Genomic DNA, 15,132 nt, shown 5'->3' with positions numbered 1-15,132 from the left:
GGCCCTGTGCTGCAAAGGTACTCGCCCTCGGGGCCACCTCGAGCGGTGCGAGATCGATCAAGTCCGGACGGAAATCCGCGCGAGGCCCGCATCGCCGGGCCGCCAGCCCGTCCGGACCGCCACGTACCGGGCCGGACCGGTGTTCGCCTTCCGGTAGGTGGCGCCATCGACGCTGGTCTCGACGGTCGTCGCGGGACGGCGTCCGGGCGTCCAGGCCAGTTCCACCGCGGAAACCGCCGTCACCGCCCCGAGATCGACGACCATCCGGCCGTCCGGGCCGGGCTGCCACGCCGTCCCCGGGTCGTCGTCGACGGCCGCCGAGGGACTCGACATCCCCGGCGGCAGCGGCTCCGCGGGGAAGGTGGTCCGGCCGAGCGCGGCGTCGGCCAGCGGGTAGGGACGGACGTCGCCGAACACGACGGGCACGGTCCGGCGCGGCGGCAGCACCACCTGGCGCGGGCGGCCACCGTCCGGGGCCACCGTGACCACGACCGGGAGCAGCCCGGACGGCGCCGTGAGGTCGACGCGGCTCGCGTCGCGGACGACCGCCTCGAGCCCGGCCGGGCCCCGCACGGTGAACCGCGGGGGTTCGATCCGGCCTTCCGCCGCGGCGAGTGCGTAGGAGACGTCGGTGCCCGTCTTCGTGATCGTCTGCTCACCGCGGTACAGCCGGTACGTGCCGCTGTCCTGGGGGAGGTGCGCCGTGCCGCCGGCCGCGGCGCCGGAAAGGTTGAGCAGCACGAGGAAGCCGTCGGCGACGGTCGCGCGGACCGCGTTCGTGGTGGTGACGCGCGGGCCCCCCGGTTTCCGGGGCGCCGGGTACAGCTCGGCCAGCAGCGGCGCGGCGGGCCCGTCGGAAAGGGTGACGCGGTCGCCGGTGACGGTGAGCGGGTTCGGGCCGTCGACCAGGATCCCGGCCCGGCCGTCGATGTCCAGCCAGCCGCCGGTGCTGGTCAGGGCGGGCACCGGGTAGGTCACGACGGACGTCCAGGTCACGCCGTCCGATGATGTTTCGATGCGGTACTTCCGCCCGGCGGCCGCCTCCCAGCTCAGCGTCACGCGGTCGAACGCCGCCGGCGCGCCGAGGTCGATCGCGAGCCAGCTGTCGGCCCGTGGCCGGTCCGATGTGGACACTGCCCAGCGCGTGGTGGCGTCGCCGTCGTTGGCGTACTTGGCTTCCTTGCCGGAGCTGGCCGAAGACGCCGACGCGGTTCCCGCTCGCGCGAGGTCCGGGCTGTCGCCGTGGTGGACCTCGAAGGCCCACAGGGAATAGCCGTACTGCGGGTCGGGCTGGACGCCGAGCATGCGGACGTACCGGGCGGTCACGGCGGCGAAGGTCAGGTCGTCGACGCGGGCGCCGGTGGGCGCGGCCTGGGCCTTCACCGTCACCGAGCCTTCGGCCGCTCGGTACGTGCGGTCGCCGTCGAGACCGGGCACGCCCGGCATGACGAGGTTGTAGACGTTCAGCACGCCTTCGCCCGCGGCGACGCCGGTGCTGGCGTAGACCGCGGCGCCGGTCGGGAGGGTGGCGAGCGCGGCGTACCCGGCGTCGAACCGCAGGACGCCGACGGTGCCGTCGAAGCCGTCGCGGAACTTCTCGTAGGTCGTGGCGTGCCGTTCCTTCACGGGCACGTTCGTCGCGGGCAGCAACATCGGGTTCGCGCCCCCGAGCACGAACAGCCAGTCGTCGTGGTGCGGCTGCCAGGCGAACTTCACGAAGCCGGGCTTGGTCACGGTCGCCGCCCAGGCGCCGGGGGAGCGGTGGGCGAGCAGGCCCGGCCCGGTGCCGAAGTCGGCGACCCCGGCGGCGTGCGCGTCGAAGTCCGCCTTGCTCGCGGGGGTGACCGGACCTCGCCCGGCGCGCCATTCGTGCAGCAGGTAGCTGATGGCGAGTTCGGCACGGGCCTCCGGCTCGTACTTCGGCTCGCCGGAGAACTTCGTGATCCGGTCGACGGGCTCGTACGCCTGGTACGGCTCGAGCCGCGCGGCGAGGTCGGCCTCGGCGCGGGCGGCGTAGCGGTCGCCGAGCACCTGGGCGCGGAAGGCGAGCGGGATGACGTCGCGGCCGTAGAGGTGCTCGCGGTCGGCGACCATCGGCATCAGCGGCTCGCCGGCGTCGCTGGTCATCAGCAGCATGGTGCGCCAGAGCAGTTCGCCGTTGGGCTGCGCGGTCAGGACTTCGGGCAACGGTGTCCCGGCCGCGAGGAAGTGCATCGAGTTCCGACCGGACGTCCGCCACAGCTCTTCCTGGTAGTGCGGGCCGAAGGAACCGTGGTTCTCGACGAGGAAGGTGTCGTAGAGGTTGGTGGCGGTGTTGGCGCTGATGGGCACACCGTCGACGAGCCGCGGGTTCGCCAGGTCGGCGGCCGGCAGCCCGCCTTCGTTGCGGCTCCACGCGCCGAAGGCGTCACGCCACGCCTGCGCGCGCGGATCGTTCGGCGCCCACGCGAGCGCGGGGGCCAGCGACTGCGCGTAGACGCCCATCTCCTCGAGCTTGGTGTCGCCGACGTAGCCGCCCTTCCGGCCGTTCGGCGTCCAGGTGCCCGACGCCGGGTCGTCCCGGTCGCCGAGCGCGGTGGTGTAGGCGGCCTGCTCTGTCGCGATGCGCTCGACGTTCCGCCTCGTGGTGTCGTCGAGGTCCGTCCACAGGAGACGGGCGGCGAGCAGGAAGTACGACTGGAACGTGGTGTCGAAGAACAGCTTCCGGCCCCACTCGGTGCCCCCGGTGAGCAGGTTCGACGCGGCGAAGTGCCGGATGGTGGCGAGGGTGTGGTCCTTGAGCGTGGCCTGATCCACGCCGGCGGTGCCGGCGTCGTAACCGTCGCGGGTGAGCAGCAGGGCGTTGCCGAGGACGACGGCGAAGGTGAAGTCCTTCGCGGGGTAGATCCCGGCGGTCTTGTCGAACTGTTGCTCGGCCCAGCGCGTGTGGCGGAGCAGCACCCGCAGGTAGGTGGCGGCGACGGCGTCCGGCGGGCCGGCCTGGGTCCGCGGCGGTGCGGCCTGCGCGACGCCGGGTACCAGTCCCGAGGCCAGGAGGGCCGCGACGCCGCCCGCGCCCAGGAGGGCCTTTCGCCGGTTCAACTCAGCCATGGTCCGCACTCCGCTCGGTGACAACCTTGTCAGCGCGGATTCTGGGACGCCCCGCGCCACCGGGGCAAGCCCGCTGCCGGATCCCGTCCGGTTTCGGACAAGACATCGCTAATTCGTATAACGACCTATACCGTCGGCCGCCCGTGCCGCTGCGCCGTCGCCGTGGTGGACTGACAACGTGATCACCGACCCCGGCGTCCTCCTCCTGCTCGTCCTCGCCGGTGTCGGCGCCGGCCTGACCGGGGCCGTCGCCGGGCTCGCGTCGCTCGTCTCGTATCCGGCTCTGCTCGCCGCCGGCCTGCCGCCGGTGACCGCCAACATCACCAACACCGTCGCCATGCTCGGCACGACCGCCGGGGGCGCCGCCGGGGCCCGGCCCGAGCTCGCCGGGCAGCGGCGGAAGCTCGTCCCGCTGTGCGTCATCACCACCGTCGGCGGGGCGTGCGGCGGGCTCGTCCTGCTGCTGACCCCGTCCGACGCCTTCACCGCGATCGTGCCGTGGCTGATCGGCGCCGCCTCGATCGTCCTCATGGCGGGCCCGCGCCTGCGCCGCTTGGCCGAAGGCGCCGAGCACCACGGCCTCAGCCCGGCCACCGGCGTGGCCGCGTTCTTCATCGGCGTCTACGGCGGCTACTTCGGTGCGGCGGCGGGCGTCCTGATGCTCGCGCTCCTCGTCTCCGTCTGGAGCCAGCCGCTCGCCCGGACGAACGCGGCGAAGAACCTGGTCACCGGCTCGGCCAACCTGCTCGCCGCGATCGTCTTCGCCGTCACCGGCAAGGTCGTCTGGCCCGCCGCGCTCGCCGTCTGCCTCGGTTCCCTCGGCGGCGCGTGGCTCGGCTCGACGCTCGTGCGCCACCTGCCCGCGACGCCGTTGCGCATCGGGATCGGAATCGCCGGGCTCGGGCTCGCGGTGGTGCTGGCGATCTCCTGAAAAGACAGGGCATGATCGGCGGGGTAACGGCGAGCAGGAGACCAGATGAGCATTGTCGGGACCAGGGTGGTCCGCCAGGAAGATCAGAACCTGATCACCGCCGGCGGCACCTACGTGGACGACCTGCGGGAGGAAGCGCTTTCCGGCGCCGCGCATGCGGCGTTCGTGCGCAGTCCCGTCGCGCACGCGCGGATCGAAGGCATTGACGTCAGCGAGGCGAAGGCGGCACCGGGCGTGCTGGGGGTGTTCACCGCCGCCGACCTCGGCCTCGACCCGCACGCCGCGGGACCGGTGAAGGAACCGTGGCTGGCCGACGGCGTGGTGCGCTACGTCGGCGAGCCCGTCGCGCTGGTCGTCACCGAAGAGCGGTACCAGCTGGCCGACGCGGCCGAGCTGGTCGACATCGACTACGACCCCCTCGACGCCGTCGCGAGCATCGACGCCGCGCTGGCGGGCGACACGGTGCTGTACCCCGAGACCGGCAGCAACATCGTGCAGGTCAACGGTGCGGCGGAGTTCGACGACGGGATCTTCGCGGACTGCGAGGTGGTCGTCACGACGACCATCCTCAACCAGCGCGTCGCACCCGCGCCCCTCGAAGTGCGCGGCGCGTCGTGCGCCTGGGGCGAGGACGGCCGCCTCACGGTGTGGCTTTCCACCCAGAACGCCCAGATCGCCCGGACTCAGCTGGCCGCGAGCCTCGGCGTCGGCGAGGAAAAGGTGCGCGTCATCGCCCCGGACGTCGGCGGCGGCTTCGGCGCGAAGATCGGCGCCGACCCCGAAGCGACCGTCCTGGGCTGGGCCGCCAGGGAACTCGGCCGCGGCGTGCGCTGGGTCGAGTCGCGCAGCGAGAACCTCACCGCGATGACGCACGGCCGCGCGCAGCAGAACACCGTCACAATAGGCGGCCGGCGCGACGGCACCGTCCTCGCGTACCGCCTCGACGTCATCCAGGACGCCGGCGCGTACCCGCGGACCCTGTTCCTGCCGACGCTGACCGAGCTGATGGCCGTCGGCGTGTACCGGTTCCCGAAGGTGGAGACGCGCAGCCGCGCGGTCGTCACGAACACCACGCCCATCGCGGCCTACCGCGGGGCCGGCCGCCCGGAGGCGACCGCCGCGGTCGAGCGGGCCATGGACCGGTTCGCCGCGGAGATCGGGCTCGACCCGGCCGAAGTCCGCCGGGTCAACTTCATCCGGCCGGAGGAGTTCCCGTACACGACGCCGACGGGCGCGTCCTACGACACGGGGGAGTACGCCGCGGCGCTGGACAAGGTCCTCGAATCCGCCGGCTACACCGAACTGCGCGCCGAGCAGCGACGGCGGCGGGACGCGGGCGAGCCGGTCGAGCTCGGCCTCGGCATCGCCGCGTACGTCGAGATCACCGGTGGCGACGCCGGCGGCGAGAGCGGCCGCGTCGACCTCCACCCGGACGGTTCGGTCGTCGCCTGGACCGGCAGCTCCCCGCACGGCCAGGGGCTCGGGACGTCGCTGGCGATGCTCCTGTCCGACCAGCTCGGCGTGCCGCTGGAGAAGATCACCGTCAAGCACGGCGACACCGACGAGGTGCCCAAGGCCGTCGGCACCTTCGGCTCCCGGTCGCTGCAGCTGGGCGGCTCGGCGATCCGCCAGGCCGCCGACGAGGTCATCGCGCAGGCGCGCGAGCTCGCGGCCGAACTCCTCGAAGCCGCGCCGGAGGACCTCGAACTGGACGTCGAGCGCGGCGTCTGGCAGGTCCGCGGCGCGCCGTCGAGCACCGTGCTCAGCTGGGCGCAGGTCGCCGAGACGGCGTCCGGGGGCAAGCTCACCGCCGACGTCTGGTTCGGCGGCGGCAAGCCGACGTTCCCGTTCGGCGCGCACCTCGCCGTGGTCGAGGTCGACACCGAGACCGGCAAGGTCGAGCTGCGGCGGATCGTCGCCGTCGACGACGCCGGCCCGATCGTCAACCCGCTGACCTTCCGCGGTCAGCGCCACGGCGGGCTCGGCCAGGGCGCCGCGCAGGCGCTGCTGGAGGTCGTCACCTACGACGAGGACGGCAACCCGACGACCGCGACGCTGGCGGACTACTCGTTCGTCACCGCGGCCGAGCTGCCGGACTTCGAGCTGGTCGACATGGCCACCCCGACCGACCGGAACCTGCTGGGCGTCAAGGGGATCGGCGAGGCCGCGACGATCGGTTCGACACCCGCCGTGCACAACGCCGTGGTGGACGCGCTTTCCGCCCGCGGCGTCAAGCACCTGGACATGCCCACGACCCCGATCCGGGTCTGGGCCGCACTTTCGAAGGGAAACGCGCGGTGAAGGTTTCGATCGAGGTCAACGGGCAGCCGGTGGCCGAGGAGGTACCGGACCGGACGCTGCTGGTGCACTTCCTGCGGGACACCGCCGGGCTGACCGGCACGAACATCGGCTGCGACACGACGTCCTGCGGCGCCTGCACGGTGCTGCTCGACGGCGAGTCGGTCAAGTCCTGCACGGTGCTCGCCGCGCAGGCCGACGGCCACGCCGTCACGACGGTCGAGGGTCTGTCCTCTTCGGACGGTTCGCTGCACCCGGTGCAGCGCGCGTTCCGCGAGCAGCACGGCCTGCAGTGCGGGTTCTGCACACCGGGGATGATCATGGCGTCGGTGTCGCTGCTGGCCGACAACCCGAAGCCGACGCGCGACGAGGTGCGGGCCGGCCTCGAGGGGAACCTCTGCCGCTGCACGGGCTACCACAACATCGTGAGCGCCGTGATCGACGCGTCCGGCCAGGAGGTGGACCGGTGATCCCGGCTTCGTTCGAGTACCAGCGAGCGTCCACGGTGGACGAAGCGCTGGCCTTGCTGACCACACACGGCGAAGACGCGAAGGTCCTCGCCGGCGGGCATTCCCTGCTGCCGCTGATGAAACTGCGGCTGGCCGCGCCGGAGTACCTGGTGGACATCGCACCGCTCGACGAGCTCCGCTACGTCCGGCTCGACGGCGAAGACGTCGTGATCGGTGCGTTGTCCCGCTACAGCGACCTCGCACGCGACCCGGTGCTGCTGGAGCACGCGCCGCTGCTGGCCCACGTGTCGGCTTCGGTGGGTGACCGGCAGGTTCGCCACCGCGGCACGATCGGCGGCTCGCTGGTGCACGCGGACTCCGCGGCCGACCTGCCCGCGGCCGTCCTGGCCTCGGACGCGGTCCTGGTCGCGCGCGGGCCGGCGGGGGAGCGCCGGATCCCGGCGTCGGAGTTCTTCCTCGGACCGTTCACGACGCCGTTGGAGCCGTCCGAGCTGCTGGTGGAGATCCGCCTGCCGCGTCAGACGGGCCAGGGCTGGGGCTTCGAGAAGTTCACGCGGCGCGCGATCGACTGGGCGATGGTGGGTGTGGCCGTCGTCGGCGGCCGCGTGGGCCTGGTGAACATGGGCGGCGTCCCGTTGCGCGCGTCGGCCACGGAAGCCGCGCTCGCGTCGGGTTCGTCCATCGCGGACGCCGCGAATTTGGCCGCGGACGGGACGTCGCCGCCGGACGAGCCGCACGCCACCGCCGAGTACCGGCGTCACCTGGCGCGGGTGCTCACCCGCCGTGCGCTGACACAGGCGAACTGACGCGCCGTGGCGATCACCGGAGCTGCCCCGCTCCGGTGATCGCCACGGCCGATTTCCGCCAGCGCCGGGTTCGGCCGCGGCGGCAGGATCGTTCCTGTGACTCCTACGCACACTTCCATCGAGCCCGGCATCCTGTACTTCGGCACCCCGGTCGTGCTTATCTCCAGTGAGAACGAGGACGGCTCGGCCAACCTGGCGCCGATGTCGTCCGCCTTCTGGCTCGGCTGGCGGGCCATGCTCGGGCTTGGTGCCCGGTCCAAGACCACCCAGAACCTGTTGCGCACTCGCGAATGCGTGCTCAATCTGCCTTCGGACGCGCTTGCCCCCGCCGTTGACCGGCTCGCGTTGACCACCGGTTCGGATCCCGTTCCGCCTGGGAAGGTCAAGCGTGGGTACTTCCACGTTTCCGAGAAGTTCGCTCGTGCTGGGTTGACTCCTGCTGCGTCCGAGACCGTGTCTCCTCCTCGGGTGGCCGAGTGTCCCGTTGCCATGGAAGCTGTTGTCGAGGCTGTTCATCCCATTGCCGATGATGATTCGCAGCAGCGGGGTGGGGTTGTGGCCATTGAAGTTCGGGTTCAGCGGGTTTTCGTGCATGACTCCATTCGGGTTCCGGGGACCGATGATCACATCGATCCTGATGCCTGGCGGCCTTTGATCATGAGTTTTCAGAAGTTGTACGGGTTGGGTTCTCAGGTTCATCCGTCTACTCTTGCCCGGATTCCTGAACGGCTTTATCGTGGGCCTGATATTGAGCGGGCTCGGACTCTTGTGGCTGGTTCTTGAAGATTCGGCTTCGCCGTGGCATGGGAAATCGGCGCGCTTCGTGTTCTTGTTCTGGGGCCGGAAATCTTGTTGTGTGGACGGCAGAGCGGTGTGGCAAGCGGATGCGGCGGCCCTGGCCGACCGCATCTCCACCCTGCTCACCGTCGTGCGGATCGCCGAAGCCGAAATCGGGTCACTGCTGGGGCGTTGAATCCCGGCCGCGCCCTCGACGGCACGCCCACCTCGGCGTTGGCTCCCGCGACGGCTGCGGCCGCCCTCGCCACCCACCGCGGGTCACACCCACGTGCTCAGGTGGCGTCGAGCTGGGTCAGCAACGGTGCCAGCGTCTTGATCCCCGCGGTCACCGCCGCGCGTCCCTTCGCCGAACTGACCAAGGGCTGCTGCGTCATCAACACCACCACATACCGGCCACCCACCACGCCCGTCGTGTTCAGCACCAGGGCGGTGCGCAGGATCATCCACCCCTGCTTGATCTGCCAGGACCGGCCCGGCAGGGCGTCCGGGATGCCGAAGTACTGGTCCCAGCCGTCGTCGGCCGGGTTGCGGGCGTTGCCCAGCGCCGCCAGCAACGGCGCCGCCACCTCGTCCGGGATCACGTCCAGCAGGTACTCGTACGTCGCCAGCACGTCCGATGCGCTCGTCTTCGCCATTCCCCACTGGGTCGGGTCCGTCGGCGGGGTCGTCTGCGTGAGCCCGATCAACGCCGCTGTGCGCGTGATGATCGCACTGCCGCCGTTGCGCTCCCAGAACTCGGAGGCGATCGCGTCGTTGCTGCCCTCCAGCATGGTCGTCAGGTCGTCCACCGCGTCGGTGTCCGGGAGGGTCCAGGCGCCCGTCGAGTCGTCGCGGACCTCGTCGATCGCGATCAGCAGCTTCACCACCGAGGCCGTGTAGTACGGCCGGTCGGCGTTGAGGGACGCCAGCTCCTTGCCCGACTCCCGGTCGTACAGGACGAACCCGACGCCCGTGCCGTGCGAGGCCGCCGTCACCGCGTCTTCCACGTCCTGCGCCACCGACGACAGGTCCGGGTACGGGACCTCCGGCGTCGACGCCACCGGGCTCGGGCTGATCGCCGTGTCGTCCGGGGGAGCCGGCGGGTCCGCCGTCGACGCCACCGGGGTCACTCGCTCGCCGCCCACCGCCACCAGCGCCGCGGCGACCAAACCCGCGCCCGCCAGCATCCACCCGATGCGTCTTCCCATGCCGGGCCAACGGCCGGGACACCCCGGATGACCTGTCGTTTCGCTGTGTCTTGCTGTGGAAACGCTGTGGTTCGCAGAGTGGGACGCCCGCCGCGGAGGCGTAGCGTCGCGTCGTGAGCGACTTGAAGATTCTGGTGGTCGGGGCCGGCGCGACCGGCGGGTACTTCGGCGGCCGGCTGCAGCAGGCGGGCCGGGACGTCACCTTCCTCGTGCGGCCCGGCCGCGCGAAACTGCTGCGGGACCGCGGGCTGCGGATCGTCGGACTCGGCGAGGACACCGTGCTCGCACCGGCGCTCGTCGAGATCGGCACCCTCGACGAGACCTACGACCTCGTGCTCGTCGCGGTCAAAGCGACCGGCCTCGCCGACGCCATCGACGATTTCGCCCCCGCCGTCGGCCCGGACACGCTGATCCTGCCGTTCCTCAACGGGCTCGCGCACCTCGACGCCCTCGACGCGCGGTTCGGCCGGGACGCGGTGCTCGGCGGCGTCGCCAAGGTGCAGACCACCCTCGACGACGACGGCGCGATCCGGCGGCTCGGACCCCTGCAGAGCCTCGACTACGGCGCCCGCACCGACCCCGCTCCCGCGCGGCTGGCCGACGTCGACGCCGCGCTGCGCGACGCAGGGTTCCCCGCCACGCTCGACGTGCGGATCACCGAAGCCATGTGGGCGAAATGGGTGTTCATCGCCGCGATCGGCGCCGTCAACAGCCTGATGCGCGGCACCATCGGCGACGTCGTCGCGGTGCCCGGCGGGACGGAGTTCGCCGAGGCGGTCGTCGCGGAAGCGGCCGCCGTCGCCGAGGCGGCCGGGTACCCGGTGCCCGCCGCGGACCTCGCGGCGACGCGCAAAACGGTCACCGACCCGGGGATGGGCGGGTCTTCGCTGTACCGCGACCTGCTCGGCGGGCACCCGGTCGAGGGGGAGCAGATCTTCGGCGACCTCACCGCGCGGGCCCGGGCTCTGGGGGTCGCCGTTCCGCTGCTTGACCTGGTCACCTTGCAGCTGCGCGTGCATCAGCACCGGATCGGGTGAACCGCAGGCCCAGGCCGCTTTTGCCCCCCGAGTCCCGGGGATAGTGGTCTTTCGGGCACCCGCGTGGCGGTGCTGACGCAGGGTGACCCGGCACTGATAGCCTTCGGCAGGAAAGTTGCTTGAGGGTTTGACGGCTTGAGTTTGCAGCACACAGAGCAGCGAGGGGAAATGGCGGACAGGTTCGAGTTCGTCCTCGAGGTCGTCGAAGCCCTCGTCGTCGGCCAGGCGACCGGCGGCGACGTGCGGCGTTACCCGTTGCGCGCCGGGAACCTCCCGGCCGACCCGGTGCGGTTCGTCCGGGTCGCGCGCCAGGTGTACGACGCCTTGGAAGAGCGGCGGCTTTCGGTTTCGGGCGAACTGCACCCCGGGGTGCGGACGGCGTTCGAACTGCTGGCCGAGCCGCGCGTTTCGGTTGCGGTGAGCGGGATCGACGGCCTCGGCGCCGACGTCGCCGTGCTGGTGGTCACCGACGGCGCGCAGGCGCTCGGCATCACGCAGGCACCGGACAACGACGAGCTGCTGTTTTCGCTCTTCGCCGACGAGGAGCTGGTCGAGGTCGTCACGGGCGTGCTGCCCCTGGCCCCGGCGGCGACCACCGGGCGGCACGTCGTGCACCGCGCGGCCGGCCGTGAGGTCTCGGCGATGACGGCCAAGCGGATCGCGGACGCGGAGTTCGACGAGGAAGAGACCGACGCCTTCGGGATGATCGAGGTCAAGGCCGTGGTGCGGCCGGGCCGGCGGCCGCCGGCGCCGAAGCCGACCGACGTCGCCGTGCTCGAGCGGGTCCTGGCCGAGCCGCGGCTCGGCGGCGGGCACATCGCCGTCACCGCGCAGGGCCGGCGCGGCGAGCGGCTCGCGGGCGAACCGCTGAGCTGGCTCGACACCGCCGACGGCCGCTACCTCGTGCACACGAAGACCGGCGAGGCCGGCGAACTCACGGCGGAGTACGTACCGGCCGGCCGGGCCGACCTCGCCCGAGCGATCCGCGACGCGATCGCGGCGGTCTACTGACCGGGAAGGATCACCTCTGATGACGGAACAGACCGAGGCGGCCGTCCAGGCGCTCCAGGCGACGGCGCAGCTGCAGGCCGCGACGACCCCCGAGACGAAGGCGCTGGCGGCGGTCCGCGTCGGCTTGGCCGGTGCCCAGCTGAAGCGGCTCGCCCAGACCGGCGGCTTCGCGATCGACGACACCACGGGCAACCAGCTGATCGAGGCCCTCGAAGGCGTCCTCGAGACGCTCGAGTCGCGCTGGTCGGCGCTGCAGCGCCTGCACGACGCGCCGGCGATGAGCCGGACCGCGACCGGGCAGTGGGTCTCCGCGCACATGCAGAACACCGCCGGTGACGAGCACGGGCTGCTCACCCAGCTCCAGGCCGCGCGGCAGGAGTTCCCGACCTACATCGAGGCCATCAAGCTGGCCAAGAAGAACTACAAGACCCGGGAAGAGACCACGCGCTCGACGCTGACCTCGCTCCCGACCGCCGACCAGAGCTGAGGGAGACCGTGGCACCCACCGCCGAGTCCGTGTCGGACCCGTCGTCCCCGGACTACAACCCGCGCAGCCCGCTCTACGACGTGACGGCCGATTCGTCGTCCAAGTACTACGTCGGGCCGCTGACCGCGGACAACTCGCCCTCGGGCGACGAGATCCGCGAGATGGCGACCAAGCAGGTCGACGACGAGATCCGGCGCGGCTGGCTCGGCCCGGTCGTCGACCCGGTACTGCGCGACAGGAAGATCCAGGAGCTCTACGAGCAGCACCTCGACGACGCCAAGCACGGCCTCGACGAGGGCCTCACCATGCGGGAGAACGGCGGCGCGCCGCGCACCCTGTGGAGCAACGCGACGCACGAGCAGATGAACCAGGCCATCACGACGGACGCCGACTCGGCGACCGTCGCGGAGACCTCCGAGGAGTGGGTGCGGGTCGGCAACGACCTGGGCACGCACCAGAAGACCCTGGGCGACGCGATCAACGCGAGCACCAGCAACTGGCAGGGCGACGCCGGTGACGCCGTCCGCGAGCACCTCGCCGGCGTCGGCAAGTGGCTGGGCGCGACCGCGCAGGGCTCGACGCTCGCGGGCCGGCAGCAGGAGATCCACTCCCAGGCGCTCAACGAGACCCAGCGGCAGATGGCGGCGAACCCGCCGGTGCAGTTCGACCTGCAGAGCACCAACCAGCGCCTGATGTCGATGACCGACCCGGTGCAGTACGCGGCGGCGGCCGGCGAGGCCATGCAGACCTACCGGGCGCAGCAGGCCGCGCAGGGGCACGCCGCGCAGATCATGACGACCTACGACGAGACCATCGGCGCCGCGGTCGCGACGCCCCGGTTCCCGGCCCCGCCGAAGCTCCCGTCGGCCACGGCGACCGCGCGCACGGCCGGCACGCCGGCGTCGGGCGGCGCCGGCGCGGGCGGCGCCCAGCCGCTGATGGCGCGGACCGCGACGGACCAGGCTTCGCCGCGGATCCCGGGGGAGGGCACGACCGGGGGCCTGGACGGCGTGAACGGCCCCGGCGGCTCGGGCGCGGGCGTGCCCGGCTCGGGCATCCCCGGTGGCGGCCCGGGTGGTTCGGGCATTCCCGGTGGTGGCTCGGGTGGTTCGGGCTTCTCCGGCGGTGGCATCCCCGGTGGCGGTGGTCCGGGCTCGGGTCCCGGTGGCTCCGGCTTCTCCGGCGCGGGCATCCCGGCCGCGTCCGGGGGCGGCGGTGGCGGCGGGGGCTACACCCCGCCGAACTTCGAGACGCCCGACATCCCCGGTGGCGGCAGCTTCACCGGCGCCGGCATCCCCGGCTCGTCGATCCCGCACTCCGGTGATTCGACGACGACGTCCGGCTTCTCGCCGTCCGGCATCCCGACGGGTGGCGGCCCCGGCGGCACCGGCTACACACCGCCGTCGATCCCGAACATCCCGGACATCTCCGGGGGCGGTGGCCCGCGTGGCGGCAGCCCGATCCCCGGGTTCACCCCGCCCGGCATCGACCCGATCACCGGCCTGCCCACGGGCGGTATCCCCGGCGGCGGTACCGGGCCCGGCGGCGTCAAGATGCCGACCATCGGCCGCGGCGGCGGGATCAACGGCGAGAGCATCGCGAGCCGGCTCGGCGGTATCGGTGGCGGCAGCGGCGGTGGGTCCCTGGGCGGGATCGGCGGCGGCGGTGCGGGCGCGGGTGCCGGTGGCGCGGGCGTGCGCGGTGCGGGCAACCTCAGCGGAGGGGCCGCGTCGGGCGCGGCCGCGGAGGCCGAAGCGGCCGCCGCGCGGAACGCGGGCATGGCCGGCAAGGCCGGGGCCGCGGGCAGCCCGGGCATGGGCGGCATGGGTGCCGGTGCCCGCGGCGGCAAGAAGGAAGACGACAAGGAACACAAGTCGGCCGACTACCTCGAGAGCGACGACCCGAACTTCTTCGCGGGCGAAGAAGCGGTCGCGCCTCCGGTGATCGGTGACTGGAAGAACCAGGATTGGAAGTGAGCGCATGACCGCCGCCGGGTTCGAGGTCGAACCGGACGACCTGGTCGCGCACGCGAGCCACGTCGAAAGCCTCGTGGACCGCCTCAACACGGCGGCCTCCGCGGCCGACACGGCGATGTCCGACCACGCCTACGGGCTGCTGTGCGCGTTCCTCCCGCCGATCATCCGGCCGACGGGTGAGCAGGCCAAGGACGCGCTGAACGCGTCGTCCGAAGGCGTGCGGGGGCTGGCGGACAACGTCAAGACCGCCGCGCAGTCCTATCGCGACGGTGAAGAGGGCAACGCGCAGCCGTTCGAGCGGCAGCTCACCGCCTCGCCGCGCACCGCCGAAGTGAAGGTGAAGGCATGACGGGCCCGAACAACGGCCTGGGCGACCTGATGCGGGACCCGGAGGAGACCATCCGCCGCATGGACGACTGGGCCGCCGGGTTCGCCGCGAAGGCGGAGCGGTACCAGGCGGCGCAGGCCGAGACCGAGGGCCTTCGGCTCACCGCGAGCAGCGGCGACGGCGCCGTCAACGTCACCGTCGGCGCCGACGGCACGGTCACGGACCTGACTTTCAGCAACAAGATCAAGTCGTTCCCCCTGGAAGAGCTGTCGCGGACGATCCTGGCGACGATGCGCAAGGCCCAGGCCGGCATCGCCGACAAGGTGGCGGGCGTGATGACCGCGCACCTCGGCGACGAGGACCAGGAGACCCGCACGGCGCTGCTGGACAACCTGCGCGGGCGGTTCCCGGACCCGGAGGAACCCGACGAACAACCGCCCGCGGACGTGCCACCGACGCCGCCCACGCCACCGCCTGCCGGTGGCGCCGCGGCACCGCCGGGCTCGACGCCGCGGCGCGGCGGTCCGGTCGACCCGGACGAGCAGGACAACAACCCCTGGTGATCCGGCCCCCTGAGGCCGGCAGGAAGGCTTTGCTGTGAGCAACCCGCTGGTCGCGGAGACGAAGGATTCGACGAAGGCGTATTCGGGGATTTCGCTGTTGGAGTCGGCGAATGATCTGAAGTCGGCGATCGAGAGTGGTGACTGGGCGTC

At 72.2% G+C, this 15,132-nt stretch carries 13 protein-coding genes; 11 read left to right on the top strand and 2 right to left on the bottom strand.

All coding sequences use genetic code 11. The annotated features are described in order from the left end of the window. Nucleotides 1-57 precede the first annotated feature (57 nt). The gene (locus ACWEN0_RS46490) at nt 58-3,090 is read right to left on the bottom strand and encodes a discoidin domain-containing protein (protein ID WP_451987982.1); all 3,033 of its coding nucleotides are present in this window, start codon (nt 3,088-3,090) and stop codon (nt 58-60) included. Between the two features lie 178 nt (nt 3,091-3,268). On the opposite strand from ACWEN0_RS46490, the gene ACWEN0_RS46485 reads away from it, so the two are divergent. The 5 genes from ACWEN0_RS46485 (at nt 3,269) to ACWEN0_RS46465 (ending at nt 8,378) form a co-directional block, all read left to right on the top strand. Continuing rightward, the gene (locus tag ACWEN0_RS46485; RefSeq protein ID WP_451987980.1) at nt 3,269-4,021 is read left to right on the top strand and encodes a sulfite exporter TauE/SafE family protein; all 753 of its coding nucleotides are present in this window, start codon (nt 3,269-3,271) and stop codon (nt 4,019-4,021) included. Nucleotides 4,022-4,066: 45 nt separating this feature from the next. Next, the gene (locus ACWEN0_RS46480) at nt 4,067-6,322 is read left to right on the top strand and encodes a xanthine dehydrogenase family protein molybdopterin-binding subunit (RefSeq protein ID WP_451987978.1); all 2,256 of its coding nucleotides are present in this window, start codon (nt 4,067-4,069) and stop codon (nt 6,320-6,322) included. Then, entirely contained in the window at nt 6,319-6,789 is a 471-nt protein-coding gene (locus ACWEN0_RS46475) for a (2Fe-2S)-binding protein (RefSeq protein WP_451987976.1), read from the top strand. The genes ACWEN0_RS46480 and ACWEN0_RS46475 overlap by 4 nt, the downstream gene beginning before the upstream one ends. Beyond that, nucleotides 6,786-7,595 (top strand): FAD binding domain-containing protein, encoded by an 810-nt coding sequence (locus ACWEN0_RS46470; protein ID WP_451987974.1) that lies wholly within the window; start codon nt 6,786-6,788, stop codon nt 7,593-7,595. The genes ACWEN0_RS46475 and ACWEN0_RS46470 overlap by 4 nt, the downstream gene beginning before the upstream one ends. Before the next feature lie 96 nt (nt 7,596-7,691). Next, nucleotides 7,692-8,378, top strand: coding sequence for a flavin reductase family protein (locus ACWEN0_RS46465; RefSeq protein ID WP_451987972.1), 687 nt, complete (start codon nt 7,692-7,694; stop codon nt 8,376-8,378). A gap of 287 nt (nt 8,379-8,665) precedes the next feature. On the opposite strand, the gene ACWEN0_RS46460 is transcribed toward ACWEN0_RS46465, so the two are convergent. Further along, nucleotides 8,666-9,580, bottom strand: coding sequence for a hypothetical protein (locus tag ACWEN0_RS46460; protein WP_451987970.1), 915 nt, complete (start codon nt 9,578-9,580; stop codon nt 8,666-8,668). A gap of 113 nt (nt 9,581-9,693) precedes the next feature. Between ACWEN0_RS46460 and ACWEN0_RS46455 the strand changes: the two genes are divergently transcribed. The 6 genes from ACWEN0_RS46455 (at nt 9,694) to ACWEN0_RS46430 (ending at nt 14,982) form a co-directional block, all read left to right on the top strand. Then, nucleotides 9,694-10,617: a 2-dehydropantoate 2-reductase gene (locus ACWEN0_RS46455; RefSeq protein ID WP_451987968.1), complete on the top strand. Its 924-nt coding sequence runs from the start codon at nt 9,694-9,696 to the stop codon at nt 10,615-10,617. A 168-nt stretch (nt 10,618-10,785) separates the two neighbouring features. Next, on the top strand, nt 10,786-11,628 hold the full coding sequence (locus ACWEN0_RS46450; RefSeq protein ID WP_451987966.1) for an ESX secretion-associated protein EspG: 843 nt from the start codon (nt 10,786-10,788) through the stop codon (nt 11,626-11,628). A 19-nt stretch (nt 11,629-11,647) separates the two neighbouring features. Beyond that, nucleotides 11,648-12,115 carry a hypothetical protein gene (locus tag ACWEN0_RS46445; protein ID WP_451987964.1) on the top strand — a complete coding sequence of 156 codons (468 nt, stop codon included), beginning with the start codon at nt 11,648-11,650 and terminating at the stop codon, nt 12,113-12,115. Nucleotides 12,116-12,123: 8 nt separating this feature from the next. Continuing rightward, on the top strand, nt 12,124-14,091 hold the full coding sequence (locus tag ACWEN0_RS46440; protein ID WP_451987962.1) for a hypothetical protein: 1,968 nt from the start codon (nt 12,124-12,126) through the stop codon (nt 14,089-14,091). A 4-nt stretch (nt 14,092-14,095) separates the two neighbouring features. Continuing rightward, nucleotides 14,096-14,440 (top strand): type VII secretion target, encoded by a 345-nt coding sequence (locus ACWEN0_RS46435; RefSeq protein ID WP_451987960.1) that lies wholly within the window; start codon nt 14,096-14,098, stop codon nt 14,438-14,440. Beyond that, a complete protein-coding gene (locus ACWEN0_RS46430; protein WP_451987958.1) occupies nt 14,437-14,982 on the top strand; it encodes a YbaB/EbfC family nucleoid-associated protein in 546 nt (181 codons plus the stop codon). The genes ACWEN0_RS46435 and ACWEN0_RS46430 overlap by 4 nt, the downstream gene beginning before the upstream one ends. Nucleotides 14,983-15,132: the final 150 nt, after the last annotated feature.

The organism is Amycolatopsis sp. NPDC004378, from assembly GCF_053602455.1.
This window is presented reverse-complemented; position numbering and strand designations above follow the sequence as displayed.